Annotated in this window: 26 protein-coding genes; 6 read left to right on the top strand and 20 right to left on the bottom strand. The window is 70.7% G+C overall.

Annotation, left to right across the window (positions count from 1 at the left end):
- Positions 1–45 precede the first annotated feature (45 nt).
- The 3 genes from BM085_RS13955 to uvrA form a co-directional block, all read right to left on the bottom strand.
- Complete coding sequence (locus BM085_RS13955) at positions 46–510, bottom strand: Rieske (2Fe-2S) protein (protein ID WP_093887435.1); 465 nt, start codon at positions 508–510, stop codon at positions 46–48.
- 147 nt (positions 511–657) lie between these two features.
- Positions 658–1059, bottom strand: a complete 402-nt coding sequence (locus BM085_RS13950) for a Rieske (2Fe-2S) protein (RefSeq protein ID WP_231509898.1) — start codon at positions 1057–1059, stop codon at positions 658–660.
- Between the two features lie 108 nt (positions 1060–1167).
- The gene (gene uvrA / locus BM085_RS13945) at positions 1168–4008 is read right to left on the bottom strand and encodes an excinuclease ABC subunit UvrA (RefSeq protein WP_093887434.1); all 2841 of its coding nucleotides are present in this window, start codon (positions 4006–4008) and stop codon (positions 1168–1170) included.
- Between the two features lie 233 nt (positions 4009–4241).
- Between uvrA and BM085_RS13940 the strand changes: the two genes are divergently transcribed.
- A complete protein-coding gene (locus BM085_RS13940) occupies positions 4242–5054 on the top strand; it encodes a maleylpyruvate isomerase family mycothiol-dependent enzyme (RefSeq protein ID WP_093887433.1) in 813 nt (270 codons plus the stop codon).
- On the top strand, positions 5051–5692 hold the full coding sequence (locus tag BM085_RS13935; RefSeq protein WP_093887432.1) for an MBL fold metallo-hydrolase: 642 nt from the start codon (positions 5051–5053) through the stop codon (positions 5690–5692). Before BM085_RS13940 ends, BM085_RS13935 begins: the two co-directional genes overlap by 4 nt.
- A gap of 175 nt (positions 5693–5867) precedes the next feature.
- Here BM085_RS13935 and pssA read toward each other — a convergent pair whose 3' ends face one another.
- The 13 genes from pssA to BM085_RS13875 all read right to left on the bottom strand — a co-directional run bounded on the left by pssA (position 5868) and on the right by BM085_RS13875 (position 18844).
- Entirely contained in the window at positions 5868–6698 is an 831-nt protein-coding gene (gene pssA, locus BM085_RS13930; protein ID WP_093887431.1) for a CDP-diacylglycerol--serine O-phosphatidyltransferase, read from the bottom strand.
- Positions 6685–7332: a phosphatidylserine decarboxylase gene (locus BM085_RS13925; protein WP_093887430.1), complete on the bottom strand. Its 648-nt coding sequence runs from the start codon at positions 7330–7332 to the stop codon at positions 6685–6687. Before BM085_RS13925 ends, pssA begins: the two co-directional genes overlap by 14 nt.
- A 127-nt stretch (positions 7333–7459) precedes the next feature.
- A complete protein-coding gene (locus BM085_RS13920) occupies positions 7460–8452 on the bottom strand; it encodes a TerC family protein (RefSeq protein WP_093887429.1) in 993 nt (330 codons plus the stop codon).
- Between the two features lie 196 nt (positions 8453–8648).
- Positions 8649–9779: a glycosyltransferase family 4 protein gene (locus tag BM085_RS13915; RefSeq protein ID WP_093887428.1), complete on the bottom strand. Its 1131-nt coding sequence runs from the start codon at positions 9777–9779 to the stop codon at positions 8649–8651.
- Positions 9772–11421, bottom strand: coding sequence for a murein biosynthesis integral membrane protein MurJ (gene murJ, locus BM085_RS13910; RefSeq protein WP_093887427.1), 1650 nt, complete (start codon positions 11419–11421; stop codon positions 9772–9774). The genes BM085_RS13915 and murJ overlap by 8 nt, the downstream gene beginning before the upstream one ends.
- On the bottom strand, positions 11421–12284 hold the full coding sequence (locus BM085_RS13905; protein WP_093887426.1) for a hypothetical protein: 864 nt from the start codon (positions 12282–12284) through the stop codon (positions 11421–11423). Before BM085_RS13905 ends, murJ begins: the two co-directional genes overlap by 1 nt.
- Before the next feature lie 4 nt (positions 12285–12288).
- Positions 12289–13254 carry a copper transporter gene (locus BM085_RS13900; protein WP_093887425.1) on the bottom strand — a complete coding sequence of 322 codons (966 nt, stop codon included), beginning with the start codon at positions 13252–13254 and terminating at the stop codon, positions 12289–12291.
- Positions 13251–14462, bottom strand: coding sequence for a putative cytokinetic ring protein SteA (steA, locus tag BM085_RS13895; RefSeq protein WP_093887424.1), 1212 nt, complete (start codon positions 14460–14462; stop codon positions 13251–13253). Before steA ends, BM085_RS13900 begins: the two co-directional genes overlap by 4 nt.
- A gap of 120 nt (positions 14463–14582) precedes the next feature.
- Positions 14583–16295: a DNA repair protein RecN gene (gene recN, locus BM085_RS13890; RefSeq protein ID WP_093887423.1), complete on the bottom strand. Its 1713-nt coding sequence runs from the start codon at positions 16293–16295 to the stop codon at positions 14583–14585.
- A gap of 90 nt (positions 16296–16385) precedes the next feature.
- Complete coding sequence (locus BM085_RS13885; RefSeq protein ID WP_093887422.1) at positions 16386–17291, bottom strand: NAD kinase; 906 nt, start codon at positions 17289–17291, stop codon at positions 16386–16388.
- 25 nt (positions 17292–17316) lie between these two features.
- The gene (locus BM085_RS13880; RefSeq protein WP_093887421.1) at positions 17317–18135 is read right to left on the bottom strand and encodes a TlyA family RNA methyltransferase; all 819 of its coding nucleotides are present in this window, start codon (positions 18133–18135) and stop codon (positions 17317–17319) included.
- Entirely contained in the window at positions 18132–18305 is a 174-nt protein-coding gene (locus BM085_RS44380) for a hypothetical protein (protein ID WP_177245101.1), read from the bottom strand. Before BM085_RS44380 ends, BM085_RS13880 begins: the two co-directional genes overlap by 4 nt.
- Positions 18302–18844: a coiled-coil domain-containing protein gene (locus BM085_RS13875; RefSeq protein WP_093887420.1), complete on the bottom strand. Its 543-nt coding sequence runs from the start codon at positions 18842–18844 to the stop codon at positions 18302–18304. The genes BM085_RS44380 and BM085_RS13875 overlap by 4 nt, the downstream gene beginning before the upstream one ends.
- A 247-nt stretch (positions 18845–19091) precedes the next feature.
- Here BM085_RS13875 and BM085_RS13870 point away from each other — a divergent pair, with 247 nt between their 5' ends.
- On the top strand, positions 19092–19439 hold the full coding sequence (locus tag BM085_RS13870; protein WP_031167209.1) for an SCP2 sterol-binding domain-containing protein: 348 nt from the start codon (positions 19092–19094) through the stop codon (positions 19437–19439).
- A 99-nt stretch (positions 19440–19538) separates the two neighbouring features.
- On the opposite strand, the gene BM085_RS13865 is transcribed toward BM085_RS13870, so the two are convergent.
- Both BM085_RS13865 and BM085_RS13860 read right to left on the bottom strand, forming a co-directional pair.
- Entirely contained in the window at positions 19539–20549 is a 1011-nt protein-coding gene (locus BM085_RS13865; RefSeq protein WP_093887419.1) for an HAD-IIA family hydrolase, read from the bottom strand.
- Between the two features lie 25 nt (positions 20550–20574).
- Positions 20575–21006, bottom strand: coding sequence for a tetratricopeptide repeat protein (locus BM085_RS13860; protein WP_093887418.1), 432 nt, complete (start codon positions 21004–21006; stop codon positions 20575–20577).
- 110 nt (positions 21007–21116) lie between these two features.
- On the opposite strand from BM085_RS13860, the gene BM085_RS13855 reads away from it, so the two are divergent.
- On the top strand, positions 21117–22436 hold the full coding sequence (locus tag BM085_RS13855; protein WP_093887417.1) for a DUF1015 family protein: 1320 nt from the start codon (positions 21117–21119) through the stop codon (positions 22434–22436).
- 146 nt (positions 22437–22582) lie between these two features.
- On the opposite strand, the gene BM085_RS13850 is transcribed toward BM085_RS13855, so the two are convergent.
- Positions 22583–23122, bottom strand: a complete 540-nt coding sequence (locus BM085_RS13850) for a single-stranded DNA-binding protein (RefSeq protein ID WP_093887416.1) — start codon at positions 23120–23122, stop codon at positions 22583–22585.
- Between the two features lie 111 nt (positions 23123–23233).
- On the opposite strand from BM085_RS13850, the gene BM085_RS13845 reads away from it, so the two are divergent.
- A complete protein-coding gene (locus BM085_RS13845; protein ID WP_093887415.1) occupies positions 23234–24160 on the top strand; it encodes an MBL fold metallo-hydrolase in 927 nt (308 codons plus the stop codon).
- A 51-nt stretch (positions 24161–24211) separates the two neighbouring features.
- Here the strand turns inward: BM085_RS13845 and BM085_RS13840 are convergent, their stop codons facing one another.
- A complete protein-coding gene (locus tag BM085_RS13840) occupies positions 24212–25195 on the bottom strand; it encodes a hypothetical protein (protein ID WP_245789308.1) in 984 nt (327 codons plus the stop codon).
- A 3-nt stretch (positions 25196–25198) separates the two neighbouring features.
- Between BM085_RS13840 and BM085_RS44375 the strand changes: the two genes are divergently transcribed.
- On the top strand, positions 25199–25534 hold a 336-nt coding region (locus tag BM085_RS44375; RefSeq protein WP_177245100.1), incomplete at its 3' end, for a hypothetical protein.

Here is a 25534-nt window from a genome sequence, read left to right as displayed (position 1 = left end):
CGCCGGCGCCGGGTCCCCCTCCCTCGCCGGCGCCGCGGGCGGTGCTCAGGCGAGGGTGATGGAGTCACCCTCGACCTTGATCGCCTTCTCCGCGAGAGGCTTTTTGGCGGGGCCGTTCGCGACGGAGCCATCGGCGATCTTGAACTTGCTGCCGTGGCACGGGCAGTTGATCGTGCCACCCGAGACGGTCGCGACGTCACATCCCTGGTGGGGGCAGACGGAGGTGAAAGCCTTGAACTGCCCGGCCGCCGGCTGGGTCACCACCACCTTCTGGTCCTTGAAGACCTTGCCGCCCCCCTCGGGGATGTCAGCGGTCTTGGTCAGCGCCGCCGCCCCCGCCGCCGCCCCGGAGTCCGCGCCCGAACCCGCCGGAGCGGAGGAGGCCGGCGCCGCGGCCACCGACGCGCCATCGGCGGCGGGGTCTCCGTACCCCGAGCAGGCGGTCAGCACCGCGGCCATCCCGGCGCCTCCCGCGCCCAGCATCACCGCGCGACGTGTCGTATCAGTCATGGTCACCCTCCAGAGTCCTCATCTTCAGGTACGGCCGCCCTCCCAGTGCCGATTCAGCATGCCGTACCCGGCATCAGGAAACTGTGAAGAAATACGCCCTCGGCGTGTCTCCGGCACCGTCCCGGGCGGCCATCCCGATGAACGGCCTCAGACGATCACGATGCCGTCGCCGTCGAGCTTCAGCGCGAACTCGACCAGCGGCGCCCCCGCCGGGCCCTTGAGGCACTTGCCGGAGTCGGCGGCGAACTCGCTGCCGTGGCAGGGGCAGCGGATGATCCCGTCCTCGGGCCGGGCGACCGAGCAGCCCTTGTGCGGACAGCTCGCGGTGAACGCCTTGAACACCCCCGCGGTGGGCTGGGTGATCACGATCTTCCACTGGGTGATGACCTTGCCGCCGCCCACCGGCACGTCGGCGGTCTGGGCGATGACCTTCCCCTTGATGCCCGGCGGCACGATACCCGGGCCGGGCCCGCCACCGGCGCAGCCGGTGAGCGCGGCCCCGCACGCCACGGCCGCCGTGGCGCCGATCACATGCCTGCGTGTGGGCATGCTTGAACCTTCACTGCTGCTCATTGCAGCCCTTCTCGCAATGTCCCCCGCCAAACCGGGCCTACGCGTCAAGGGTATTGACGCGCAGGCCCGGTCTCGCATCCGGCCTCAGGTACCGAGGATCTTCCGCAGGAAACGGCCGGTGTGGCTGTCGTCGACCAGGGCGACCTCCTCGGGCGTGCCGGTGGCGAGCACGCTGCCGCCCCGGGAGCCCCCCTCCGGGCCCATGTCGATCAGCCAGTCGGCGGTCTTGATCACGTCGAGGTTGTGCTCGATGACGATGACCGTGTTACCGCCGTCCACGAGCTTGCCGAGCACGCCCAGCAGCCGCCGGATGTCCTCGAAGTGCAGGCCGGTGGTCGGCTCGTCCAGCACGTAGATCGTCCGGCCGGTGGAGCGGCGCTGCAGCTCCGAGGCGAGCTTGACGCGCTGGGCCTCGCCGCCCGACAGCGTCGTGGCCGGCTGGCCCAGCCGGACGTAGCCCAGGCCGACGTCGTTCAGCGTCTGGAGGTAGCGCTTGATGGACGGGATGGCGTCGAAGAAGCCCAGGGCCTCCTCGATCGGCATGTCGAGCACCTCGGAGATCGTCTTGCCCTTGTAGTGGACCTCCAGCGTCTCCCGGTTGTAGCGCGCCCCGTGACAGACCTCACACGGCACGTAGACGTCCGGCAGGAAGTTCATCTCGATCTTGATCGTGCCGTCGCCCGAGCAGGCCTCGCAGCGACCGCCCTTGACGTTGAAGCTGAACCGGCCCTTCTGGTAGCCCCGGACCTTGGCCTCGGTGGTCTGCGCGAACAGGTCGCGCACCTTGTCGAAGACGCCGGTGTAGGTCGCCGGGTTCGAGCGGGGGGTGCGGCCGATCGGCGACTGGTCCACGTGCACGACCTTGTCGACGAGGTCCATCCCGTTGACCCGCGAGTGACGGCCCGGGACGGTGCGCGCGCCGTTCAGCTCCTTGGCCAGGGCGTTGTAGAGGATGTCGTTGACCAGCGTGGACTTGCCCGACCCCGAGACACCGGTGACCGCGGTGAACACCCCGAGCGGGAACTCCACGTCCACGCCCTTGAGGTTGTGCTCGCGGGCGCCCTTCACCGTGATCTGCCGCTTCCTGTCGCGCTTGCGGCGCTTGGCGGGAATGGCGATGGTCCTGCGCCCGGACAGGTAGGCGCCGGTCATCGAGTCCTCGGAGGCCAGCAGCTCCGCGACCGTGCCCGAGACGACGACCTGGCCACCGTGCTCGCCGGCGCCGGGACCGATGTCCACCACCCAGTCGGCGGCGGCGATGGTGTCCTCGTCGTGCTCGACCACGATGAGCGTGTTGCCCATGTCCCGCAGCCGGATCAGGGTCTCCAGCAGCCGCTGGTTGTCACGCTGGTGCAGGCCGATGGACGGCTCGTCGAGCACGTAGAGCACGCCGACCAGGCCGGAGCCGATCTGGGTGGCCAGCCGGATGCGCTGGGCCTCGCCGCCGGCGAGGGTGCCCGACGCGCGGTCCATGGTCAGGTAGTCGAGACCCACGTCCAGCAGGAAGCCCATCCGGGCGTTGATCTCCTTGACCACCCGTTCGGCGATCTGCATGTCCCGGTCGGACAGCTGGAGCCCGGCCAGGAACCTCGCGCACTCGCCGATCGACATCGCCGAGACGTCGGCGATCGAGCGGTCCTCCACCGTGACGGCCAGCGAGACCGGCTTGAGCCTGGCCCCCTTGCAGGCCGGGCACGGGATCTCCCGCATGTAGCCTTCGTACTTCTCCCGCATGCCGTCGCTCTCGGACTCGGCATGACGGCGCTGCACCCAGGGGATGGCCCCCTCGAAGGCGGTGTAGTAGGAGCGCTCACGGCCGTAGCGGTTGCTGTAGCGGACGTGGACCTGCTCGTCGTGACCGTGCAGCAGGGCGTGCTGCGCCTTCCTGGGGAGCTTCTCCCAGGGGGTGGTGAGCTTGAACCCCATCGCGAGGCCGAGCGCCTCGACGAGGCGGACGAAGTAGTCGCTGGTGTGGCCGCCGGCCCATGGGGAGATCGCGCCGTCGCCCAGGGCCGTCTCCGGGTCGGGCACGATCAGGTCGGGGTCGACCTCCATCCGCACTCCGAGGCCGGTGCACTCGGGGCAGGCGCCGAAGGGCGAGTTGAAGGAGAACGAGCGGGGCTCCATCTCCTCGAACGACAGGTCGTCGTAGGGGCAGTAGAGGTGCTCGGAGTAGAAGCGCTCACGGTTGGGGTCGTCGTCCGGCAGGTCGACGAACTCCAGCGTGATCGTGCCCCCGGACAGCTGCAGGGCGGTCTCCACGGAGCCGGTGAGGCGGCTGCGCGCGCCCTCCTTCACCGCGAGACGGTCGACGATCACCTCGATGTCGTGCTTCTCCTGCTTCTTCAGCGTCGGCGGCTCGTCCAGCCGGACCACCGTGCCGTCGACGCGGGCCCGGGCGAAGCCCTTGGCCTGGAGCTGGCTGAAGAGCTCGGCGTATTCGCCCTTACGGCCGCGGATCACGGGGGCGAGCACCTGGAAGCGGGTGCCCTCCGCGAGCTCCATCACCCGGTCGACGATCTGCTCGGGGCTCTGCCGGGCGATCGTGCGGCCGCACTGCGGGCAGTGCGGCTTGCCGATGCGCGCCCAGAGCAGCCGGAGGTAGTCGTAGACCTCCGTGATCGTGCCGACCGTCGAGCGCGGGTTGCGGCTCGTCGACTTCTGGTCGATCGACACCGCGGGCGAGAGCCCCTCGATGAAGTCGACGTCGGGCTTGTCCATCTGCCCGAGGAACTGGCGGGCGTAGGCCGACAGTGATTCGACATAGCGCCGCTGGCCCTCGGCGAAGATGGTGTCGAAGGCCAGACTGGACTTGCCCGAACCGGACAGTCCGGTGAAGACGATCAGAGAGTCCCGCGGGAGGTCCAGCGAGACGTCCTTGAGGTTGTGTTCACGTGCGCCACGCACGATGAGGCGGTCAGCCACAGCAGTCCCGACGTCGTTGTAGAGGGTTAAGAGCGGTCGCGGGAAGACTAGCGACGGGGTCCGACAATTTTCGGAGCCACGTCTCGGGGCCGAGGGTTTCCCCGCCTTCTCCAGACTACGGCCTTCCGGTGGGCCCCACGGGACACTTGACGGTTCGGCCACATGTTCCAACCACGGGGACACGGTGGTTTATGCCCTGGCCCCGGCCCCTGTCCCGATGATGGAGTGAGGGGATGGATGTCATAGAAACGCTCACTACCGAGCTGACCGGCTCCACCGCCCGTCTCCTCGCCACCGCCGCCGGGCTGTCCGACGCCGATGTCAGCGCCCCCTCCCGGCTGCCCGGCTGGAGCAGGGGGCACCTACTGACCCACCTCTCCCGCAACGCCGACAGCCTCGTCAACCTGGCCACGTGGGCCAGGACCGGTGTCCGGACCCCGCAGTACCCCGATCCGGGTTCACGCGACGCGGAGATCGAGACGGGAGCCGTACGGCCGGCGAAGGAGCAGCTGGCCGACCTGGAGGAGAGCGCGGCGCGGCTGGCCGGGGCGCTCGCCGCGATGCCCGCCGAGGGATGGTCGGCGATGGTGGGCGGCATGCGCCCGCCCGACCATCCGGCCTGGTACGTACTGGTCCGGCGGGTGCGCGAGGTCGAGGTGCACCATGTGGACCTGGGGGCGGGCTACGAGTGCGCCGACTGGCCGGAGGCGTTCGTCCGCAGGGATCTGCACGACGCGATGGTCTGCTGGCCGCACGAGCTCAGCACGGTCAGCGAGATCGTGGTCGAGGAGGTCAAGGACGGCGACAAGCACCACCAGGTCTGGCGGGAGCTGGGGTCGGGACCCGTGCTGCAGGGCGACGCCTGGGCCCTGCTGGGCTGGCTGACCGGCCGCTCGTCGGGAGCGGGGCTTAGGGTGATGCCGGAGGGGGCCAGCGGCAACCGGCCCGCCGTGGCCGACGCCGGGCCACTGCCCGCGCCGCCGCCGTGGCTGACCGTGCTCGCGCCTCCTCACCTGCCCGCTACCCCGCCCGAGGAGTATCCGTGACGTACACCGGTGACGTGCAGGTCGGCGGTCCCGCCGACGTGCGGGAGCTGCCCGCTCTGACGATCTCCAAGCTGGCCGTCGGCCCGTTCGACAACAACGCCTACCTGGTGCGGTGCAACGACACCGGCGACGGCGCGCTCATCGACGCCGCCGCCGACGCCGACCGCCTGCTGGCGCTCATCGGCGACCGGCCGATCAGCAAGATCATTACTACCCACCAGCACGGCGACCACTGGCAGGCCCTGGAGCAGGTCGCCGCGGCGACGGGCGCGACGGTGATCGCGCACGCGCTCGACGCGGCGGCGCTGCCGGTGCCGGTGGACCTGGAGGTGGAACACGGCGACCGGATCACCGTCGGCGCGGTCACACTTGAGGTGATCCACCTGCGCGGGCACACGCCGGGCTCGATCGCCCTGCACCACCCCGGCCACCTGTTCACCGGCGACTCGCTGTTCCCCGGCGGCGTCGGCAACACCAACAAGGACCCGGAGCGCTTCGCCCAGCTCTTCACCGACGTGTCGGAGCGCCTCTTCGACCGGCTGCCCGACGAGACCTGGGTCTACCCGGGCCACGGCAAGGACACCACGCTGGGCGCCGAGCGCCCCTCACTGCCGCAGTGGCGGGAGCGCGGCTGGTAGCCGCTCTCCCCCGCACGGCCGACGCCCGGGGCGTCAGCCGTGCGGACGGCCGAAGGCCCGCACGGCCCGCATGGCCCGATCCGCCGCGGCGCCCGCGCGGGCCCGGCCTCCGCGCGGGCGGTACGGACATCGGCACACGGCGGTCCGCCTCCGGCGGGCCGTGTGCCGTCGTCCGTCAGCTGATGCTCTCCGACTCCTTGCGCTCCTTGCGCTTCTCCCGCTTGAACATCAGGACGCGCAGCGGGATGGCGGCCACGATGGTCACCTGCATCAAGGCGCCGACCTTGATCAGCGTGTCGCCACCGGCCAGACCCGCGGCCCAGATGGTGAGGCAGGCGACGTTGATCATCATCCAGGCCAGCACGGCGGCGGCCAGGTTGCCCTTGGGCTTGGGATACTCGATCCGGCTGACCATGAGGTAGGCCACACCGAAGATGGGCAGCAGGGTCACGATCGACGGCGGGAACAGCAGCACGATCGAGACCACCGTCATGGCGCCCATCGGGATGGGCAGGCCCATGAAGTCACCGCTCGTGGTCTTCACGCAGGCGAAGCGGGCAAGCCGGATGACTCCGGCCAGCAGCACCGAGGCCGCGGCGACCATCACCAGTGGGAACGGCACCTTCTGGGTGAAGCCGCCCCAGATGACCACCATGAAGGCGGGGGCGAAGCCGAAGCTGATCACATCGGCCAGGTTGTCCAGCTCGGCCCCCATCGCCGAGGCGCGGAACTTGCGGGCCACCAGGCCGTCGAACAGGTCGCAGGTGGCGCCGATCAGGAGCAGCACCACCGCGGTGCCGAAGAACTGGGGAACGGCCGCGAACTTCCCGTTCGTCTGGAGCTGGTTGATCGCCGACCAGGCCAGCACGCAGACCGCGAGGAAGCCGCACAGCGCGTTGCCGAGGGAGAGGGAGTCAGCCGCCGAGAGCCGGAACGCCTTGCCGACGGGCCCCCGGGGCTCGTCGTCCGTCTCGTCCAGCGGCCAGCTCGCGTCAGCCGTGGTCAAGAGCCGTCACCCCCGCGACGGTCCGCTGGCCGACCGACACGGCGGGAACGATTCCCTCGGGAAGATAGAGGTCCACGCGCGAGCCGAGCCGGATGAGCCCGATCCTCTCGGCCTTGGCCACCTTCGCCCCGGCCGCCAGGTAGGGCACGATGCGGCGCGCGACCGCACCGGCGATCTGGACCAGCTCGATGTCGCCGAGCGCGGTGTCCAGGTGCCACACGACCCGCTCGTTCTTGTCGCTGTCCTTGTTGAAGGCGGGCACGAACCCTCCGGCCACGTGCTCCACCGAGGTCACCGTGCCGGCCAGCGGCGCACGGTTGACGTGCACGTCCAGGGGGCTCATGAAGATGGCCACCCTTGTGCGGCCGTCCGGCCAGGGGTCGATGCTCTGCACCACGCCGTCGGCGGGCGACAGGATCCTCGCCGGTCCCGGCGTGCGCTCGGGGTCGCGGAAGAACCAGAGCATGCCACCGGTGAGCGCGGCCAGGGGGGCCGCCGCCAGCGCCCAGCGCCGGTCGCGGCGGCTGAGCAGTGAGGTCACTGCGGCGGCGGTCACAGTCGGGAGCAACCACGGGGAGACGCCACGTGCCAGCCGTACCCGGCCTGGCTGGTGGCTTGCTGAATCGTGGGACACAGGGAACCTTTGTGATGTCTTGCGGCATTAGACCGGTATGTCTACCTGCCTTGGGGCAGGATGCTACCCATCTCTCAGCCCTTATGCGGCGCAACTAGACAAGCAAAGCCGCTCACGCGCCGATCCGCTAGCCCTGCTTGCCACTCGCGGAGGTGGTGATTTCCTTGCTTTCGCGTCCGTCGCGACGGGCCTTGATCAGGCTGGCCGCAGTGGTGATCACCATAGTGACGCCGATGACCGACAACGACAGCCAGATCGGCACCTCGGGTGCCCAGGACACGCCACTGGAGTGCAGCGCCTCGAGAATCAGCTTAACCCCGATGAAACCAAGGATGAACGCGAGACCGTAGCTCAGGTAGACCAGGCGCTGCAGCAGACCGCCCAGCAGGAAGTAGAGCTGACGCAGCCCCATCAGGGCGAACGCGTTGGCGCTGAAGACGATGAAGGCGTCGGTGGTGAGACCGAAGATCGCGGGAATCGAGTCGAGCGCGAACAGCAGATCGGTGGTGCCGATGGCGATCATCACGATCAGCAGCGGGGTGACCATCCGCTTGCCGTCGACCTTGACGACGACCTTGGAGCCCACGTAGTCGTCGGTGTGCGGCAGCGCCCGCCGAGCCCAGCGCAGGACCGGGTTCTCCGGGACGTCGTCCTCGTCCTGGCCGTGCTGGCGGATCAGCTGCACCGCGGTGTAGAGCAGGAACAGGCCGAAGACGTAGAACAGCCACCCGAAGTTCGCCAGCGCGGCGGCGCCGACGGCGATGAAGATGCCCCGCATGACCAGCGCCATCAGGATGCCGACCAGCAGCACCTTGTGCTGATGGATCTTGGGCACCGCGAAGCGGGTCATGATGATGTAGAAGACGAAGAGGTTGTCGACGCTCAGGCTGTACTCGGTGATGTAGCCGGCGAAGAACTGGCCTGCCGGGGTCGGCCCGGCGAAGATCCACAATACGACGCCGAAGACGACCGCGAGGGCGACATAGAAGGCGACCCAGTAACCGGCCTGCTTCAGGGAGAATTCTCGCGGCTCGCCCCGGTCGACGATCCACAGATCAAAGGCGAGGACGACGAGAAGGCCACCGATGACGGCAATCCATGCCCAAAAAGGAACAGCCACGACTAATAACCCTCCGGCGGCGCGCACGACTGACTGCCGGAGGTCTCTCCCGCCCGCGAAAGTCTGATGCGGACCGACAGCCCCGGGGGCCTCGTGGAGCGAGGCAGCACCGTGATGACGAGACTGTCACGAAGGGATACTCCCCCCCTAACCAAGCCAGTATAGGTGTGCGGCTCGGCAGCGCCTAATTCGACGATCAGCCGCGATCCGATGTCCCGGCCCGCGAGATGCCCGCGTACACCGCCGCCACAGCCTCCAGCGCCTCCTCCCGCCCGGGCAGCCCGGCGCCCCGCCGGGCGGCCGCCCCTGCCAGAGTCCGGACGAGCTCGTCGTCGGCCAGCACCCTCTCCACCGCCTCGCGCAGCGCGGCGACGTCGCCGTACGGCACCAGCAGCCCGCCCTCGCCCACCATCGGCGGGATGCCGCCCACCGCGGTGGCGATCACCGGTGTCCCCGCCCGCAGCGCCTCCTGCACGGTCAGCGGCTGCCCCTCCCACCGGCTGGGCACCAGCAGCGCCCTCGCGACCCCGAGCAGATCCCCGACGTCGCTCCGGTTGCCCAGCAGCCGTACCGGCAGGTTCTCCCGGTCGACGCGCCCCTGGAGCTCCGCACGCAACGGCCCCTCCCCCGCGACCAGGAACACCGCCCGCGGCGCGGATCCGGCGGGCGCCCGGCCGGGGCCGAAGGCGGCCGCGACGTCGAGCAGGCTCTCCAGGCCCTTCTGCTGGGCGAGCCTGGCGACGGTCAGGAAGACCGGCCCATCTCCCGTGCCGAGCTCGGCGCGGACCTCCCGCGACGAGCGTCCGGAGGGGGGCAGCACGGGCGCCGGGACGACGGCGGCCGCGACGTGCCCGGCGCCCAGCCCGGCCATCCGCTCCCCCAGGTCGGGGGAGACCACCAGGATCCGATCGGCTCGGCGGGCGACGATCCGTTCAAGGACCCCGTAGACCGCACCGACCGCACCGCCCGCGGTGGCGGCGTTGTGCAGGGTCACCACCAGGCCGGTCCGGGTCCCGGTCAGCGCGAGAGCGGCCAGCGCCCCGGCCCGCAGCCCGTGAGCGTGTACGGCGTGCGCCCCGCGCAGCGCCCTGAGCGCCCGCACCGCCCGCAGGTCGTTCAGCGGGCGGGGCCGGTCGGAGATCGGCACCGGCACGAACCGCGCCCCGAGCCGGCCGAACCCGAATGCCTCCTCGGTCTCCGGCGGCCCGGCCACGACCACCTGGTGGCCCCGCCCCACCAGGCCCTCCGCCAGCATGGCCACATGCCGGCCGACCCCGCCCGCGCTGGTCCCCAGCACGAACGCCAGCCGTGCACCCGCCTCAGTCATCGCCACGGTCCCCTCCTGGAGTGGGCACCCGCCTGAGCCGTTCCAGCAGCAGCCGGGTATCCGGTCTGTCGATCACCGCGGCCACGGCCGCGAACGCCACCGAACCGGCGACCGCCGCCACCGTCCCGACCACCACGCACATCCACCATGACACCTTGCCGGAGACCGTCACCACGGCCAGGCCGGCCCCGTAGGCGGCCGCCCCGCCGAGCACCGCGGCGGACAGGGCCCGCCAGGCCCCCTCCAGCGCGCCCGCGCCCGCGGCCCTGGACACCGCGAGCGCCAGCAGACCTCCGCCGACGGTCATGCCGACGGTGCTGCCCAGCGCCAGCTGTCCCACGACGTCGGACGGACTGGGCGCGGCCCGGGCCAGCAGGATCTGGGCCACCAGCGCGACGGCCCATCCGGCCACCGAGGCGACCGCCGCCGACCGGCCCCGACCGCAGGCGTACAGGACCCGCGCGAGATGAAGCATCAGCGCGTATCCCACCAGACCCGGTGCGAACAGCGCGACGGCGTCGGCCATCTCCCTGGGATCGCCGCCCGGCGTGCCCTCCACGAACACCCGGGACACGGGCATGGCGACCGCCGCCATCACCCCGGCCGCCAGCCCCGCCACCAGCAGGATCACCCGCGTGCTGGACGAGGCCAGGCTGTCGAAACCGGCCCGGTCCCCGTCGGCCGCCCGGACCGACAGCACCGGGAACGAGCTCGTGGCGATCGGCACCACGAGCACCGCGAAAGGGAGCTGGTACAGCGCCCAGGAGTAGGTGTAGATCCCCGCCACCCCCGCGCCGCCCAGGTCGTTGGCCAGGCGGATCACGCCGATCAGCGCGACCTGCTGGGCGATGAGCACGGCGACGCCCGCACCGGCGAGCTGCCGCGCGCGGGCGGCGACCCCCGGGGGGAAGGACAGCGAGGGCCGCAGCCGCAGCTTGAGGCGGCCCACCGGACCGGCCACGGTGAGCACCATCGCCGCGGCGGCGATCGTCGCGCCGAGCGAGAGCGTCAGCTGCCCCGCCGTCGTGAGATTCGACAGGTCGGCGGCGGCCCCGTCGCCGAACGGCTCGAACACCAGGAAGGAGGCGACGATGAGCAGGCTGGAGACCAGCGGCGCCAGGGCGGGGCCCATGAACCGCCGGTAGGCCTGGAGCACGCCGTACAGGACCACCGCGACACCGAAGAAGATCATGCGGGGGGCGAACACGACGAGCATGTCCGTGCCGGCTCCGACGACCTCCGCCACGTCGCACCCGTCGGGATTGCCGGTCAGCAGCGTGACGATCGGCCCGGCGAACGCGGCGATGAGCAGGGTCAGCGGCACCAGCACGAGCATCACCCAGGTGAGCAGGGCCGAGGTGGTCCAGCCGACCTCCGCCCTGGCCTCGGGGTCCTCTCCCGCCCGGGAGGCCGCCGAGGCCAGCACCGGCACCACCATCCCGGCCAGTGCGCCGCCGGCCACCAGCTCGAAGACGATGTTGGGCACGTAGTTGGCGGTGTTGTAGGCGGTGCTCAGGCAGAGGTTGCCGACGGTCTGCGACTGGACGAGATAGCGGCCGAACCCGACGAGCCGGGCCGCGACGGTCACGATCCCGATGAGGAGTGCCGCCCCGGCGACCCCCTGCCCGATCTTTTTGATCATCAGTTGCCGGGTGCCTGCTCCACTGGACGACGGCCGAGCAGGTCGATGCGGTTGAGCACGGGGTTGCCGGCGATGAACTTGGTGAAGCTGACCTTCTCCGAGGCGGCGGTCAGCGCGACCACGGTGCCGAGGACGGCCAGGCGTCCGGGACGGCCGAGAGCGACGGAGGCGGCCAGGCCGAGCAGCGCGCCCAGCGCGTTCGCTCCCGCGTCCCCCAGCATCGCCCGCTCCCCCAGGTCCTCGGGCAGGAGCGCGACGGCGGCGCCGATCGGCAGGGCGGCCAGGGTGACCGGGACCGGGGCGTCACGCCAGATGCCCGCGGCGAGCAGGGGCGCACCGGTGAGCAGGCCGACCTTGATGGCGCGGCCCGGCCGCAGGTCGAAGAGGTTGGCCAGGTTGGCGGCGCCGGCGACCAGCGCGCCGTTGACGGCGGTGTCGACGGGGCCCCGGGAGGTCAGGGCGGCCGCGGCCAGGCCCGTCACGCCGATGCCCAGGAGCTTCACGGCGCCACTGGTGACCTCGCCCTTGGCCAGAGCGCTCAGGTGGCCCTTGAACCCCTTGGAGGACGTCGCGCCGTACAGGTCGTCGTAGGCGCCGAGGGCACCGCTGCCGACCACGGCCGTCAGGACGGCCGCACGGACCCTGACGGGCAGGCCGGGCAGCACGGCCGCGGCCGCGCCGGCGCCCGCGACGAAAGCCGGCCCCTCCAGCAGCGTGATCGGCTCGCCCCGGTGATTGGTCCGGTCCCAGGTCTCCGCGTCGCCGATCGGCGGCCTGCGGGTGAAGGCGGCGTAGGCGGCGCGGGCGGCCGCCGCGCCGAGAAAAGCGCCGGCCAGAGCGCCGAGAAAAGCACGACGGGCCATCGGGTCATCCTCCGGAGGTGGCCGTGGGGGTGGGGGGCGCACTGGGCTCGATGCCCGAGACGCCGGGGCCGATGCCGTAGTGCCCGGCAACCCCGGACAATTGCTCCCGCAGAGCGTAGACCACCACGACTCGGCCCGCGGGCATATCGAGGGTGTCGACGCTGGAGACCTTCTCCGCGGCAGCGGTGTCCTCGCGCAGCGCGGCGATGGCGCCTCCGGCCGCGGTGCCGGTCAGGGCGCCGGTCAGCACCGCGCCCCGGCCGCCCTCGTCCAGGCCGAGGGCCATCGACACGATCGCGCCCGCCTGCTGGGCGGCGTTGTCGCCGGTGTAGGGCTCCGGAGGGGCGATCAGCACGGCCAGGTCCGCGCGCTTGGCGGGCTGGTCGGTGACGGTGAGCAGGCCGCCGCGCTGGAAGGCTTCCAGGATCCCGGTCGCGGTGGGATTCACCTTGCCCATTTGGGCGGGGTCGCTGGTCACGATCGCGCTGGCGAGCAGCACGGCCGCCTTGTCATAGGTCGTCCCCTCGACGGGGAGCGTCATGTCGGCGGGCTTGGCCTCGGTGACCAGCGCGTCGATGGAGGCCGACCCGCTGGGGTCGATGTATCGGTCGGTGAGGGTGACCCTGCCGGTCACGGTCGCCCCCGACGCGGCGATCACCTGCTGCGCCGCCTCACGCGTGCCCGCCGTCACTCCGGGGGCCTCCACGATCACCACGCGCTCGGAGGCGAGGGCGTCCTGGACGAGCCGGGGGGTGCTGGAGGTGATGAGGGCGTCGTTGCCCGCCTCGCGGCTCTGCAGGGCGTCGACCTGGTCGCGGAGCTCGTCGTTGCCCACGCGGAGCTGGTTGGCGAGGCTCTCGGTCGCCTTGATGACGGGATCCTCCAGGAAGCTGGTGCCCAGCACGATGCCGACCGACAGCGCGAGGAAGATCGCGACGATGGAGACGAGGTGATAACGGAAATCGATCACGAGAAGAGTCCGACCAGCCAGAAGATGAAGCCGTTCCAGCCGTCGCGGACGCTGTCGAGCCAGATCTTGCCCACCGGGGAGACGATGATCGCCACCCCCATGGTGATCAGCGTGGTGGCGACGAGCAGGAGCAGGGACGGGGTGGAGATCCGGCTGCGGTAGAGCCGGCTGACGCCCTTCGCGTCGACGAGCTTGCTGCCCACCCGGAGCCGGGTGAGGAAGGTGCTGGCCATGCCCGAACGGCCTTTGTCGAGGAACTCCACCAGGGTCGCGTGGGTGCCGACGGCGACGATCAGGTCGGCGCCCTTGTCGTCGGCGAGCAGCATCGCGATGTCCTCGCTGGTGCCGATCGCCGGGAAGATCACGGCATCTCGGCCGAGCTGCTGGACGCGCTCCAGGCCCGGCGCCCTGCCGTCCCGGTAGGCGTGCACGACCAACTCGGCGCCGGAGGTGAGGGCCTTGGTGGAGACCGAGTCGAAGTCGCCCACGATGATGTCGGGCACATAACCGGCCTCGATGAGCGCGTCGGCCCCGCCGTCCACCCCGATCATGATCGGGCGGTATTCGCGGATGTAGGGCCGGAGTGCGGCGATGTCCTCCTTGTAGTGGTAACCGCGCACCACGATGAGGACGTGCCGCCCCTCCATGACGGTCCGGATGTCGGGCACGCCGACCCCGTCGATCAGAAGGTCGCGCTCGCGCCGGACGTATTCCATGGTGTTCGCCGCGAAGGCCTCGATCTGGACGGTCAGCCCGGCCCGCGCCTCGACCATCGCGGCCTCGACGGCCTCGGCCGTCTGCACCTCGCCCTTGCCGACCAGCTCGTCCTCGAGGTAGACGGCCCCCTCGTGCACCCGGACCAGATCGCCGTCCTTGACCCGCTCGAACAGCTCGGGGCTGGCGTTGTCGACGAACGGCACCCCGGCCTCGACGATGATCTGCGGGCCCAGGTTGGGGTAGCGGCCGCTGATGCCCGCGGCCACGTTGACCACGCCCGCCGCGCCGCACGCGACAAGCGCCTCCGCGCTCACCCGGTCGACGTCAACGTGATCGATAATCGCGATTTCCCCGGGCCGGAGGCGTTTGGTCAGCCCCTTGGTCCGCCGATCGATTCTCGCCACTGCCGTCACCCCGGGAAGGTCCGTGACCTTCCTGCGGCGGAGGTAACCGGTGAGCCTGCTCTGAAGCTCGTCAATCGGCACCTTCATCACGACCATCCTGCCAGAGCGAATGACCAGGAAAGCCAAACCCACGGCAGCATGTCAGATTCGTCACGGAAGATCCCCACGAGTCTCTGCTCCCCCGAGCATCCGAAAACAGTCCTTCTTCTACGCCTTATCTGCGGCGGCGATCGAGAGGAGCTCCTCCGCGTGCGCGCGGCCCAGCTCGGAGTCCTCCAACCCCGCGAGCATACGGGACAGCTCCCGCGCCCGGCCGTCCTTGTCGAGCGCGACCACCCCGCTGCGCACCACGCTGCCGTCGCCGGCCTTCTCCACGACCAGATGCTGGTCGGCGAAGGCGGCCACCTGGGGCAGGTGAGTGACGACTATCACCTGGGCGGTGCGGGCCAGACGCGCCAGACGCCGGCCGATCTCCACCGCCGCCTTGCCGCCCACGCCCGCGTCGACCTCGTCGAACACGAACGTCGGCACCGGATCGGCGCCGGCGAACACGACCTCGATGGCGAGCATCACCCGGCTGAGCTCACCGCCGGAGGCGCCCTTGTTCAGGGGCAGCGGCGGCGAGGCCGGATGCGGGGACATGCGCAGCTCGACCTCGTCGACACCGTGCGGGCCGAAGTCGGCCGCGGCCGTCATGCCGACCACCACCCGGGCGTGCGGCATGGCCAGCGCGGTGAGCTCCTCGGTGACGGCCTGGCCGAACCGTTCGGCGGCGGCGGCCCGGATCCTGGTCAGCTCGGCGGCCAGCTCGGTGAGGCGGCCGGTCAGCTCCTCGTGCTCCCGGGTGAGGTCGCCGATCCGCTCGTCGTCGCCTTCGAGCTCGGTGACGCGCTGCGCCGCCTGGGCGGCCCAGGCGAGCACCACGCCGGTGTCCTCGCCGTACTTGCGGACGAGATGGGCGAGCACGGCCTGGCGCTCCTGCACGACCGCGAGCCGGACCGGGTCGGCCTCGACCGACTCGGCGTAGGCGGCCAGCTCGGTGGCGACATCGGAGATGAGGTAGCCCGCCTCGGCGAGCCGGTCGGCGAGCCCGGCCAGCACCGGATCGAACTCCCGCACCGCCTCGACGGCCGTGCGGGCCTGGCCGACCAGCGCGATGGCGTCCTGCATGACCTGCTCACCGGACATGGGATCGCCCAGCAGCGCCCGGTGCGCCGTCTCGGCCGCGTTCCGGAGGGAGTCGGCGTGGGAGAGCCGGTCCACCTCCTCGCGGAGCTCGGCGTCCTCGCCCGGCTTGGGGTCGGCCTTCTCGACCTCGTCGAGCCCGAACTTGAGCAGGTCGGCCTCCTGGGCGCGCTCCCGCGCCCGGGCGGTCAGCTCGGTCAGCTGGTCGGCGACCTGCTTGTGCCGCTTGTAGGCGTGCTCGTAGGAGCGCAGCGGCTTGACCAGGTCCTCACCCGCGTAACGGTCGAGGGCGGCCCGCTGGCGGCCGGGCTGGAGCAGCCGCTGCTGGTCCATCTGGCCGTGCACGGCCACCAGGTCCTCGGCGAGATAGGTGAGCGTGCCCACGGGGACCGTGCGGCCGCCCAGCCAGGCACGGCTACGGCCCTCCGCGGAGACGGTCCGCGAGATGATCAGCTCCCCGTCCTCGATCTCGCCGCCCACGTCCTGCACCTGCTGGGCCACCCGCCCCGCCGGGTCGACCACGAGCGTGCCCTCGACGGTGGCCTTGTCCGAGCCGGGACGGACCCGGGCGGGATCGGCCCTGCCGCCGAACAGCAGCCCCAGACCGGTCACCACCATGGTCTTTCCCGCACCGGTCTCGCCCGTGAGCACGGTGAATCCCGGCGACAGCACCAGGACGGCCTCGTCGATCACGCCGAGCCCTTGGATGCGGACCTCCTCGACCCTGGGTCGCACTGGTCCCTCCCGTCACATCGAATTCACCGAACATCAGTGCGGTGCGCGGGCACGATCCTACGCGCTTGGGACAGCAATCGCCCGGACGCGCTACGACCGCACCCGGCCACGCCACCCCTGTACAGGGAGATCGAATTTGGCGACCAGCCTGTCGGTGAAAGGCGCCCCGGTGTCCTCCAGGCCGTGCAGCCGCGCCAGCCGTACCGGCACCTCGCCACGGCGGACCTCGACCCGCGCGCCGGCGGGCAGATCGAACCGGCGGCGGCCGTCGCACCACAGCACCGCCCCGGCCGTCTCCGGCTGAACCTCCAAGGCCAGCGTGGAGCGGGGAGAGATCACCAGCGGCCGGGAGAACAGCGCGTGGGCGCTGATCGGCACCAGCAGCAGCGCCTCCACCTCCGGCCAGACCACCGGCCCGCCGGCCGAGAAGGCATAGGCGGTGGAACCGGTCGGAGTGGCGCAGATGACCCCGTCACACCCCCAGCGTGACAGCGGCCGCCCGTCGATCTCCGCGACCGCCTCGAGCATCCGGTCGCTCTTCTCCACGGTGGCCTCGTTGAGCGCCCAGGTGTCGGCCAGCAACTGGCCGTTGAGGCGGGCGGTGACCTCGATGGTCATCCGCTCCTCCACGTCATAGCGGCCCTGGACCACGCAGTCCACCGTGACCGCCAGGTCCTCCACCTCCGCCTCGGCCAGGAAACCGACGTGCCCGAGGTTGACGCCCAGCAGCGGCACGCCCGCCGGACGCGCGAGCTCGGCGGCCCGCAGCAGGCTGCCGTCACCGCCGAGCACGATCATCATCTCGGCGTCCTGGACCGCGGCGGCGCTCGCGGGCACCACGTCGGCGCCCGCGCAGGCGATCGCCTCGGCCTCGGCGTTGAGAACACGCACGGTCAGCCCCGCCTCCACCAGGCGGCCGATCACCGTCCGAGCGGTGTCGACAGCCGCCTCCCGCCCGGTGTGGGCGGTGACCAGCACGGTGCGCTTGGTAGTCATGTTCCACTCTTTCGGGGGATAGCCACTACTGAGGGCCTTCTGCCACCGCGCGTTCGATCTCGGCGTCGATGTCCGCCACCGGGGGCGCGCCTTCTCCCTTGCCGAGCCAGATGACGTACTCCACGTTTCCCGACGGGCCCGGCAGCGGGCTCGCGGTGACGCCCCGCACGGTGAGGCCGAGCGCCTGCGCGGCTCCGGCGACATCCCGCACGGCCTGCGCCCGCAGGACGGGGTCGCGCACGACCCCGCCGGCGCCGACCCGCTCCTTGCCGACCTCGAACTGCGGCTTGACCAGCATCGCGAAGTCGGCCCGCTCGGCGGCGCACAGCGTCAGGGCGGGCAGCACCAGGCGCAGCGAGATGAAGGACAGGTCGCCGACGATCAGCGTGGGAGGCTCGCCCACCATGTCGGGTGTCAGATCCCTGACGTTGACCCGCTCCATGACCGTGACCCGTCCGTCGGTCCGCAGCGACCAGGCGAGCTGGCCGTACCCGACGTCGACGGCGAGCACGTGCGCCGCGTCGTTGCGCAACAGCACGTCGGTGAAGCCTCCCGTCGAGGCCCCCGCGTCCAGGCAGCGCCGTCCCGCGACGGTCAGGCCCCGGGGGCCGAAGGCCTCCAGGGCGCCGACGAGTTTGTGCGCCCCCCGCGAGACGTAGTCGGGGCCCTCGGCGGCCTCGGTGACCACGATGGCGGAGGCGGTGTCCACCTGGGTGGCGGGCTTGGCCGCCGGCTGGCCGCCGACGGTGACCCGGCCCGCCTCGATGAGCTGGGCCGCCTGCTCCCGGGACCGGGCCAGCCTCCGGCGCACGAGCTCGCTGTCGAGGCGCGTCCGCCGGCTCACCGCTGCCGGTCCGGGGTGCCGTCCACCGTGGCGAGTGCCTGCTCGAGCCCGGTGAACACCTCCTCGAACACGCGCACGTGCGCCGAGACGGGCATCGCGCCGAGCCGGGCGAGCCCGCCCAGCGCGGTGTCGACCCGCTCCTCGCCGGTCTCTTCCGGCAGGTCCGTCATGCGCCCCCTCCGGAGGTGCTCTTCGCCGACTTGGTGGTCGTCCGGGCGCGCGGCGCGTGAGCCGCCTTGCCCGTGGACGCCTTGACCGTATCGGAAGCGGCGGCGCTCGTCGCCTTGGTGCCCTTGCCCTTGCCCTCGCCCGTGTCCTTGACCGCCCTCCCCGCCCTCGCGGCCCCCCTGGCGGGCCTGCCGGAAATCTCGCCCTCGGCCGTCGTACGGCTCCGCTCGGCGGGCCCGTCAGGAGAACCGGCCCCGGCCGTCGTACGGCTCCGCGTGGCGGGCCCGCCGGAAGCGTCGCCCTCGGCCGTCGTACGGCTCCGCTCGGCTGAGACCTTCCCGAGCGCCTCCTCGGCGGAGGCGACTCTGGCCTCCAGCTCCCCCACCCGGGCCCGCAGCCGGTCGACGTCCTCACTGCGAGTCAGGTCGAGCGCACCGAGCAGCCGGTTCACCTCCAGCCTGACGAGCTCGTCGAGCTGCTCCCGGTTGGCCTTGCCCGTCGCGACAAGCTCCTTGGCCATCTTGTCGACCTGGCCGGACATCTGAGACAGACCAGTCTCTCCTGAGGAGAGCAGTTCGCGAACTACCGCACGGGCTCTGTTCGTTGTCATCTCCGTGAGACCCGTAGCCGCCTGCACATATCCCCGCAGCGCTTCGAACGCCATGACAGGAGACTCCTTCCTCCGGCGCATCCCCGCGTGCCGGATCGCACGTTGCATTCATGTGGAACGCTACCGTCCGTAGGTTCAAGGGATTCGGGCCGGTCCGAACAGAAAGGAGCGCCACGCGATGGCGACCGTCGACGAGTGCCGGGTGGCACTACGCAAACTCGGTGAGCAGTTCGACGAGGTTGACCAGGAGAGCCGTAGCAAACACGTGGTCGAGCGCAGCATCAGCTGCCACATCCGCGACCTCGACGTCACCTTCTACGGCCGCATCCACCATGGCGGCCTCGGCCCCTTCGGCGACTCACCTCCCGCCGACGGCAGACCCGCCGAGGTGAAGCTGACCATCGGCAGCGACGACCTGGTCTCCCTGGTCAACGGCGAGCTCGACATGGGACGCGCCGTGTTCAGCGGCCGGGTCAAGATCGACGCCAGCTTCGGCGACCTTCTCCGCCTCCGTAAGCTCCTCTGAACGAGCCGCTCCGGACGGCCCGGCTCCGGAGAGTGACGGAAGAGCACGTCGGCGTCCCCGTCCAGGGGACATGCCCCTCAGGGGTGCCGTCGGAAAGATTCAGGAGGTTCCGCCGGAAAGGGAGGAGACAAGGACAGCCTTCACCGCGTCCTCGTCCGCCTGCCCCTCTCCGGCCGCCTCCCACGTCGCGGCGGCGGCCGCCCGGAGCCCGTCGAGCGGGTCCCCCCGCCCTTCGAGGCGGAGACGGCCCTCCTCCCACCGTGCCGACCATCCCGCACAGGCCCACCCCTCCCCGTCCCGCCGCACCTGGGGGTAGGGCCTGTGCAGGGCCGACAGGTCGGCGGCGACATAGGTGGGCCGATGCCGGGGGCCGGCGGTCAGCAGGTCGAGAGGGGTCGCCACACCGGTCAGCACCAGCAGGCTGTCCACTCCCGCGTTGGTCGCCCCCTCGATGTCGGTGTCGAGCCGGTCGCCGACCACCAGTGGCCGACGCGACCCGGTCCGCAGCATCGACTCGCGGTGCAGCGGCGGCTCGGGCTTTCCCGCGACGATCGGCTCCACCCCGGTCGCCGTGGCGATCACCCGTGTCATCGCGCCGTTCCCCGGCAGCTCGCCCCGGCTGGTCGGCATGGTCGAGTCGGCGTTGGCGGCCACGAACAACGCTCCTTGCCGCACGGCCAGCGTGCCCTCCGACAGCAGACCGTAGGACAGGCCGGGCGCGATGCCCTGCACCACCGCGACCGCGCCCTCCATGGCGGTGCTGACCGGACGCAGGCCGTGTGCGCGCAGGGCGCTGCGCAGCCCCATCCCTCCGACCGTCAGCACCGCCGCGCCAGGGGCGACCCGCTCGGCCACCAGTCGCGCGGCGGCCTGGGCCGAGGTGACGACGTCTTCCGGAGTCGCCGGAGCTCCGAGCGCGCTCAGGTGTTCGGCGATCGCACCCGGAGTGCGCGAGGCGTTGTTGGTGACATAGGCGAGCCGCACACCACGTCCCGCCGCCTCGCGCAACGACTCGGGAGCCCCCGGCACGGCATCGCGCCCGAGATACACCACCCCATCGAGATCAAGGAGAAGGGTGTCATACGGGTCGATCAGCGTCTTTATGTCCACGCCTCCATTCCATCACCCACGAGGATCAGCTCCGGCGGGCACGTAACGTGGCACGGACGCTTTTCAGCGCCGTCACGTAATGCCGCTGGTCAGGACGCATGGCCGCGGCGATGGCCAGCGGCTCCTGGGCTGCTTCCATGTCTCCGGTACGCCACAGGGCGAGACCGAGACCGAAATAGGCGTAGTCCTCGGCCGGATTGGCATCGACGATCCAGCGGAAGCTGTCGACCGCGTCGGCGTACTGCCGGGAGTTGAACTGGGCGCGGGCGAGCGCCTCTCGAATACTCCGTGATTCCGGCTCGGCCTCGGCGGCACGCTCCAGCAGCGCGACAGCCGCCGCCGGGCTCCCCTCAGCCAGGAGCTTCATCCCTCGTTGGAACCAGTCATAGACGTCCCCGGCCGGAGCGCCCGTCTCGGGGCTGGGGGAATCAGACGGACCGCTACGTCCTTGGACCATACGTGAGGCCTCCTTCATCGACAGACGACAGATCTGACCGATTTCCTGACGGCCCGGGCACCACCGCGCCATCGGAGCGGTCCCTGGACGTTTCAGGCCTTTATGGCAGCATGCCCCCTATGGCGAATCCTGAACTGCCGGTACCCGACGGGCTGGTGCTACGCCCGTTCCGCGGTGTGAGGTTCACGGTCGACGATCTGGCAAAGGTGACCTCTCCGCCCTATGACCTGGTCGAAGAAGCCGACATACGAGACTTGCTCGGCTCACACCCCAACAATGTGGTGCGGCTGATCCTTCCCGGCGCCGACCGCCACCGGTACGCCGAGGCTCGGGAGACCCTTCAGGCCTGGCTCTCCTCCGGTGTGCTGGCGCCCGACGAGACACCCGCCGTGTACGTCTACGAGCAGACCGGCCCGGGAATCCTGCAACGAGGGCTCATCGGCGACGTGGGCCTGGCAGGTCCGGAGCAGCACGTCATCCTGCCGCACGAGGACGTCATGCCCGGACCGGTCGCCGACCGGCTGGCCCTCATGCGCACGACCGAGGCCAACCTGGAGCCCATCTTCCTGCTCTACGAGGGCGACGGCGGCGCCGCCACGCTCCTCGTCGACCAGATCGCCACCTCCCAGCGGCCACTGGTCGAGGCGGAGACCAGTGACGGGGTCAGGCACCGTCTGTGGGCCGTCACCGATCCTCAAGAACTCGCCTCCCTCAACGCCGACCTCCGTACCCGTCAGGCCCTCATCGCCGACGGTCACCACCGCTACGCCACCTACCTCGCCCTCCAGCACGAGCACCACACCCTGCGGCGCGAGCGCCGGGACACGGCTGGGGCGACCGCTTGCGAAGGCCCGGTGAACCCGGGTCCCTGGGACTTCGGCCTGGCGCTCCTGGTGGACTCCACCTCCTATCCACCCGATCTGAAGGCCATCCACCGGGTGATCGCGGACCTGCCTCTGGAGGAGGCACTGGCCAAGGCCAAGGGCGCCTGGCAGGTGCACGAGCACGCAGGCCTCGCCGAAGGGCTGGCCGCGTTGAAGGACGCCACCGGCCCGGCCTACCTGCTGTCCGCCGGAGGCCCGGCGCATCTCCTCACCGACCCGGACCCCGTTCAGGTCGAACACGCCATGCCCGCCCACCGGTCCGCCCGCTGGCGCTCGCTGAACACCTCCGTTCTCTCAGAGTTCCTGCTGCCGAAGGTCTGGGGAATGAACGACGACGAGCGTTCGGTGCGCATCGTGCACCACGACCCGGAGACGGCGGTACGGCTGGCGCAGGAGTCCGGAGGGACCGCGGTGCTGCTGAATCCGTTGACGGTCGACGATGTGCTGGCGGTCGCGGCTCAGAGGGAGCGAGTGCCCCGTAAGTCCACCTCTTTCGGCCCCAAGCCCCGCACCGGACTGGTCCTGCGAACATTCGCCTTCGACTGATCCGTGACTCCGGCCGGGCTACCGCGCGGCGAGCGGTTACGGACGGACGGCTGCCCGGTCCCGGCCGAGCGGCCGTAAGGCAAGCGGTCACCCGGTCCCGGCCAGGCGGCCCTAAGGCAAGCGGTCACCCGGTCCCGGCTGAGAGGTCATCGCAGGGAAGGCACCTCCACACGGCGCGGCACGGACGCCGGCGTGTTTCCCCCGACGGCATGAGACGGCTCCGGGGCGACGGCCGTGAACGCTCGTCCCTCCTCTGCCGTAACGGTCCCGGTCTCCACCGGACCGGTCTCGGCGCGTGTAAGCGACCGCACCGGCCGGGGTGGGGCGGGGGTCGGAGCCGGATCCTCCTCCTCACCGGTCAGGACCGTGGTGACCCGGCGTTCGAGACGTCTCACCGAGTGGACCTCGACCTCGTAGCCGGACGATTTGGCTCCCTCACTCCCCCACCATCGGCGGCGCAGGGAGCCCACCACCTCGACCATGTCGTCAGGCAGCCATTCGGCCACGACCACGGTGACCTCGGGCTCGAACGACACGCAGGGGATGGTGTCGACGCGGGTCCCGCGGCCGCGCTGCTGCCGTCGGACGATCACCCTCCAACTGCCGAGGGTGCTTCCGCTCTGCAGCGACCTGATCCGCACCGCCTCGGGCAGGCGGCCCACCAGGACGACCTCATTGCGATCCATCGAATCCTCCTCAGATCTCTGCCGATCGAGGATGACTCTTTACGATGTGAGCTATGCCAGGACGGCCCGAACTCCGTTCTGGGGACGCTGGTTCCAGTTCTGAGGTGGCCTGTGGACAACATCACCGCCCTCGGCGGCGACGTCTATGAGATCGACACGAGAATGGCCGGATACTCCGGCATCACCGCGGGATACCTGATCCTCGGAGACCGTCCCTGCCTGGTGGAGACGGGCACCTCCACCTCCGCTCCGGTGGTGCGTGACGCCCTGACCTCGTTGGGTGTCGGTCCGGGCGATCTCGCCACCGTCGTCGTCACACATATCCATCTGGACCACGCTGGCGGAGTCGGCGACATCGCCGGGTTCTATCCGGAAGCGGAGATCGTGGTCCATGAGAAGGGAGCGCGGCATCTCGCCGATCCGTCCCGGCTGATGGCCAGCGCCCGGATGGTCTGGGGGGACAAACTGGACACTCTGTTCGGTGAACTGTCCCCCACGGAGTCCTCACGGATCCGCGCGCTGGGAGACACCGGAGCCATCGACCTCGGTAACGGGCGCACGCTGAACAGTCACTACTCTCCCGGCCACGCCAAGCACCACGTGGGACTGATCGACTCGGGCACCGGCGACCTCTACGTCGGAGACGCCGCCGGGGTCTACCTCCCGCAGACGGGCGACCTGCGCCCGGCCACTCCGCCGCCGGACTTCGACCTGCGGACCGCGCTGGACTCGATCGGCCTGTTCCAGGCACTCGGCCCGCAGCGGCTGCTGTTCAGCCACTACGGGCCGGTCACCGACGTGGAGGAAACCCTGGGACGCTCGGCGGAGGAGCTTCGCGTCTGGGTCGACCTGACCCGCCAGGCCCACTCGGAAGGCATGGACCTGGACCACGCGGTGGCCATGGTCAGGGAGCGGACGCAGGAACGCTACGCGGCGCTGAGGGCCGACGACGCGACCGCCGAGCAGTTCGAACTCCTCAGCGGCGCCCCGTCCAACGTGGCCGGAATCCTTCACTGGCTGGACCGGGTGCAGCCGTAGGAGACCTTCCGTCTCGGGTGAACGGACTGGTTCACCCGAGACGGAACGGAATCACTTCTTCTTCTCGGCCTTGTCCTCGTCTTCGTCTTCGCCGTCGACATCCGCGGAGTCGTCGAGGATGTCACCGAAGTCGGGCTCGATGAAGGCCGGCCCGACACCGGTCTCGACCTTCTCGCCGGGCTTGTCCTGGGCCTTCTCCTCAACGGCGGGAGCCTTGTCTTCACGAAGCTCGTCGATGAGGGGCTCATTGTCGTCGAGCTCGTCCTCGGCCTCGATCTCCGCGTCGAGAGTGGCGACATCATCGATCTTGATGTCCGCCTCGTCCTCGTCCTCGTCCTCGTCGTCGAGGTCGTCGTCCTCGGGCTCGTCCTCGAAGTCGTCGTCGAGCTCGGCGCCGGTCTCTACGTCTTCGAGCTCGACGTCGAGCTCGTTGTCGACATCCTCGTCGTCCTCGTCCTCTTCGAGGTCCTCGATGACGGCACCGGTCAGCTCCGCGTAGCGCTCGGCCGCGTCGGTCTCCCCGTCCTCGTCGAAGGCCATGGCCCGGCCGAACCATTCGGTGGCGGGCTCCTCATGACCGGCGTCAGCCAAAGCATCGGCGTAGGCGAAGGCGAGACGTGCCGACCAGGGCTGCGGACGGGTGTCGCGCAGCTCCGGCAGACGCTGCAGAGTGATGACAGCGGCGTCTTTCTGGTCAAGGTCCCGGCGGGCGCCGGACTCCACGATGGCGAGCTCGATCTTGCCCATCCGGTCGAGGCGCTCGGCCTCCTTGGAACGGACCAGATCGAGAGCACGCTCAGGACGGCCGAGGCCGCGCTCGCAGTCCGCCATGATCGGCAGGAACGAGTCGGAGCCCGTCATACGACGCGCCGCGCGCAGATCGCTCAGCGCCTCGGCGAAGTGCCCTGCGTGATAGGCGGCGATGCCGACGGCCTCGCGGATCACACCGATCCGGGCTGCGAAGCGACGGGCGACCTTGGTGTGCTCGTAGGCCTGCTCTGCGTCGCCCTCACCGAGGGCACGCTCAGCCGCCACGAGATGGCGGGAGATCAGATCGGCAAGGTCGAGCGGGAGAGAACGCAGCTCCTCCCTGACCTCCTTGTCGAGTTCCTCCGCCGTGATGTCCGGAGCGAGAGGGGGAAGTTCCTCACGTTCCCGGCTCGGAGCCTCGTCACGGCCGGCAGGCCGGTCGTCTCGGCCGTAACGGGCACGGGAGCCTTCGCCTTCACCGCGGAATCCGCCTTCGCGGGCGCCGAAAGGCCGCCCACCACGGTCATCGCGGTTGAACGGGGGACGCTGACCGCCATCACGCGGGCCGTACTGGCTACGCGCCTGGTCACGGTCACCGTAGGAACGACGCTCACCGCCACCCGG

The organism is Streptosporangium canum, from assembly GCF_900113865.1.
GTDB classification, from domain to species: Bacteria; Actinomycetota; Actinomycetes; order Streptosporangiales; family Streptosporangiaceae; genus Streptosporangium; species Streptosporangium canum.
Note: the sequence above shows the minus strand (reverse complement) of the source record. Positions and strands in the feature narration are given on the sequence as shown.

What these genes read in the sequence shown, in the direction of transcription:
- BM085_RS13885 (WP_093887422.1), bottom strand. Translation starts at nt 17,291, where the DNA reads ATGACTACCAAGCGCACCGTGCTGGTCACCGCCCACACCGGGCGGGAG.
- BM085_RS13860 (WP_093887418.1), bottom strand. Translation starts at nt 21,006, where the DNA reads ATGGTCCAAGGACGTAGCGGTCCGTCTGATTCCCCCAGCCCCGAGACG.
- BM085_RS44380 (WP_177245101.1), bottom strand. Translation starts at nt 18,305, where the DNA reads ATGACGGACCTGCCGGAAGAGACCGGCGAGGAGCGGGTCGACACCGCG.
- BM085_RS13950 (WP_231509898.1), bottom strand. Translation starts at nt 1,059, where the DNA reads ATGCCCACACGCAGGCATGTGATCGGCGCCACGGCGGCCGTGGCGTGC.
- BM085_RS13855 (WP_093887417.1), top strand. Translation starts at nt 21,117, where the DNA reads ATGCCCCCTATGGCGAATCCTGAACTGCCGGTACCCGACGGGCTGGTG.
- BM085_RS13850 (WP_093887416.1), bottom strand. Translation starts at nt 23,122, where the DNA reads ATGGATCGCAATGAGGTCGTCCTGGTGGGCCGCCTGCCCGAGGCGGTG.
- BM085_RS13955 (WP_093887435.1), bottom strand. Translation starts at nt 510, where the DNA reads ATGACTGATACGACACGTCGCGCGGTGATGCTGGGCGCGGGAGGCGCC.
- BM085_RS13875 (WP_093887420.1), bottom strand. Translation starts at nt 18,844, where the DNA reads ATGTCCGGCCAGGTCGACAAGATGGCCAAGGAGCTTGTCGCGACGGGC.
- BM085_RS13915 (WP_093887428.1), bottom strand. Translation starts at nt 9,779, where the DNA reads ATGACTGAGGCGGGTGCACGGCTGGCGTTCGTGCTGGGGACCAGCGCG.
- steA (WP_093887424.1), bottom strand. Translation starts at nt 14,462, where the DNA reads ATGAAGGTGCCGATTGACGAGCTTCAGAGCAGGCTCACCGGTTACCTC.
- BM085_RS13870 (WP_031167209.1), top strand. Translation starts at nt 19,092, where the DNA reads ATGGCGACCGTCGACGAGTGCCGGGTGGCACTACGCAAACTCGGTGAG.
- murJ (WP_093887427.1), bottom strand. Translation starts at nt 11,421, where the DNA reads ATGATCAAAAAGATCGGGCAGGGGGTCGCCGGGGCGGCACTCCTCATC.
- BM085_RS13940 (WP_093887433.1), top strand. Translation starts at nt 4,242, where the DNA reads ATGGATGTCATAGAAACGCTCACTACCGAGCTGACCGGCTCCACCGCC.
- BM085_RS13905 (WP_093887426.1), bottom strand. Translation starts at nt 12,284, where the DNA reads ATGGCCCGTCGTGCTTTTCTCGGCGCTCTGGCCGGCGCTTTTCTCGGC.